The following is a 2,363-nucleotide window of genomic DNA, read 5'->3' as shown; positions in this document are numbered from 1 at the left end:
CCGCGGAACCGGCTTTGCCGGGCCGCAGGCGCAGCGGCCCCCTCGGGGGGCAGGGCGCTACACGCAGTGAGCAACCGAGGGGGCTTATCTAGCGCCGAAAATGGCGGTTCCGACGCGCACCATGGTGCTGCCGGCGTGAATGGCCGCCTCGAGGTCGGCCGTCATGCCCATCGACAGCGTGTCCATGGCCTGCGGCAACACGCCAGCCCGATTGATCTGGTCAAAAAGGTCTGCAGCCCTTTTGTGAATAGCGCAAGCAGCTACAAAATTAGGAGCAGGCTCGGGAATCGACATGAGGCCGCGCAGTTGCAGCCGCGGCAGCCGCGCGACCTCGGCCGCCAGCGCCTGGGCGTCCTGCGGGGCCACGCCGGACTTGGTGGCGCCGCCGTCGATGTTGACCTGCAGGCATACCTGCAGCGGCGGCAAATGCGGCGGGCGCTGCTCGCTCAGGCGCTGCGCAATCTTCAGGCGATCCACCGACTGCACCCAGTCAAAGTGTTCGGCGACCAGCCGCGTCTTGTTGCTCTGGATGGGGCCGATGCAATGCCACTCCGATGGACGGGAGAGCGGCAGGTCAGGGTGATCGGCTTCCCACGCGCGCACTGCCAGAATCTTGTCCACCCCCTCCTGGATGTAGTTCTCGCCGAATGCGCGTTGCCCGTCGGACATGGCCTCGATCACCGCGTCGGCATTGAAAGTTTTGGACACGGCAAGCAGGCGCACGCTGGCGGGATCGCGTGCGGCAGCAACACAGGCCGTGGTTATACGGTCACGGACAAGTTGGAGGTTGCGCACAATCATGGTCATAATCCAAATGTAAAACTTTTCAGGAATCCCCGGGATGGACATTACCCAACTGCTGGCTTTTAGCGTCAAGAACAAGGCGTCCGATCTGCATTTGTCAGCGGGCCTGCCGCCCATGATCCGGGTGCACGGCGATGTCAGGCGCATCAATGTCGACCCGCTCGACCACAAGCAGGTGCATGCCATGGTGTACGACATCATGAACGACACCCAGCGCAAGAACTACGAGGAATTCCTGGAGATCGACTTCTCCTTCGAGATCGACGGGCTGGCGCGTTTCCGCGTCAATGCCTTCAACCAGAACCGCGGCGCCGGCGCCGTGTTCCGTACCATCCCCTCGAAAATCCTGACGCTCGAGCAGCTCAATGCGCCAAAAATTTTCGGCGACCTGGCGATGAAGCCGCGCGGCATGGTGCTGGTCACCGGCCCCACGGGTTCAGGCAAATCGACCACGCTGGCGGCCATGGTCAACTACCTCAACGAGACCGAATACGGCCACATCCTGACTGTGGAAGACCCGATCGAGTTTGTGCACGAATCGAAAAAGTGCCTGATCAACCAGCGCGAGGTCGGCCCGCACACGCTGAGCTTCAGTGCGGCGCTCAAGTCAGCCCTGCGGGAAGATCCGGATGCCATCCTGGTCGGCGAGATGCGCGACCTGGAAACCATCCGCCTGGCGATGACGGCCGCTGAAACCGGCCACCTGGTGTTCGGCACCCTGCACACCTCGAGCGCGGCAAAAACCATCGACCGGATCATCGACGTGTTCCCGGCCGAGGAAAAAGACATGATCCGCGCCATGTTGTCCGAATCGCTGCAGGCGGTGATCTCGCAGACCCTGTGCAAGACCAAGGACGGACAGGGCCGTGTGGCTGCGCACGAGATCATGCTCGGCACCAGCGCGATCCGCAACCTGATCCGCGAGGCCAAGGTCGCGCAGATGTACTCGTCCATCCAGACCGGCAACAGCGTGGGCATGCAGACGCTGGACCAGAATCTGACCGACCTCGTCAAGCGCAACGTGATCTCGGCGGCCGAAGCCCGCGGCAAGGCAAAAATACCCGAGAACTTCCCCGGCTAAACAGGGCTCGTCATCAGCGAAGCGCTGCTGCGGCCTGCGGGCCCGCAGCAGCCAATTGGAGAAACCATGGAACGCGACCAGGCCAGTAAATTCATCAACGACCTTCTCAGGCTGATGGTCAGCCGCAGCGGCAGCGATTTGTTCATCACCGGAGACTTTCCGCCCGCAATGAAGGTCGACGGCAAGATCACCAAGGTCTCGCCGCAGCCGCTCAACGCCGGCCACACGCTGGCCCTGGCGCGCGCCATCATGAACGACAAGCAGGCGGCCGAGTTCGAACGCACCAAGGAATGCAACTTCGCGATCTCGCCCCCCGGCGTCGGGCGCTTCCGCGTCAACGCCTTCATCCAGCAGGGCAAGGTCGGCATGGTGATGCGGGTGATCCCGGCGGTGTTGCCGACCATCGACGGCCTGGGCGTGCCGCAGGTGCTCAAGGACGTGGTGATGTCCAAGCGCGGCCTGTGCATCCTGGTGGGCG

Annotated in this window: 2 protein-coding genes and 1 pseudogene; 2 read left to right on the top strand and 1 reads right to left on the bottom strand. The window is 63.1% G+C overall.

Features of this window, described 5'->3' with window-relative positions; translation table 11 throughout:
- Positions 1-84 precede the first annotated feature (84 nt).
- A complete protein-coding gene (locus tag PSV33_RS08225; protein ID WP_300560518.1) occupies positions 85-807 on the bottom strand; it encodes a YggS family pyridoxal phosphate-dependent enzyme in 723 nt (240 codons plus the stop codon).
- A gap of 34 nt (positions 808-841) precedes the next feature.
- Between PSV33_RS08225 and PSV33_RS08220 the strand changes: the two genes are divergently transcribed.
- Positions 842-1,885 (top strand): type IV pilus twitching motility protein PilT, encoded by a 1,044-nt coding sequence (locus PSV33_RS08220; protein ID WP_077592542.1) that lies wholly within the window; start codon positions 842-844, stop codon positions 1,883-1,885.
- A 66-nt stretch (positions 1,886-1,951) separates the two neighbouring features.
- Positions 1,952-2,363, top strand: a pseudogene (locus PSV33_RS08215) (type IV pili twitching motility protein PilT); the annotation flags it as partial.

This window comes from Polaromonas sp., assembly GCF_029945895.1.
In the GTDB taxonomy this organism is placed as follows: domain Bacteria; phylum Pseudomonadota; class Gammaproteobacteria; order Burkholderiales; family Burkholderiaceae_C; genus Polaromonas.
This window is presented reverse-complemented; position numbering and strand designations above follow the sequence as displayed.

Bases quoted from the DNA above. Each gene is read 5' to 3' on its own strand.
- PSV33_RS08225 (WP_300560518.1), bottom strand. From the start codon at position 807: ATGACCATGATTGTGCGCAACCTCCAACTTGTCCGTGACCGTATAACC.
- PSV33_RS08220 (WP_077592542.1), top strand. From the start codon at position 842: ATGGACATTACCCAACTGCTGGCTTTTAGCGTCAAGAACAAGGCGTCC.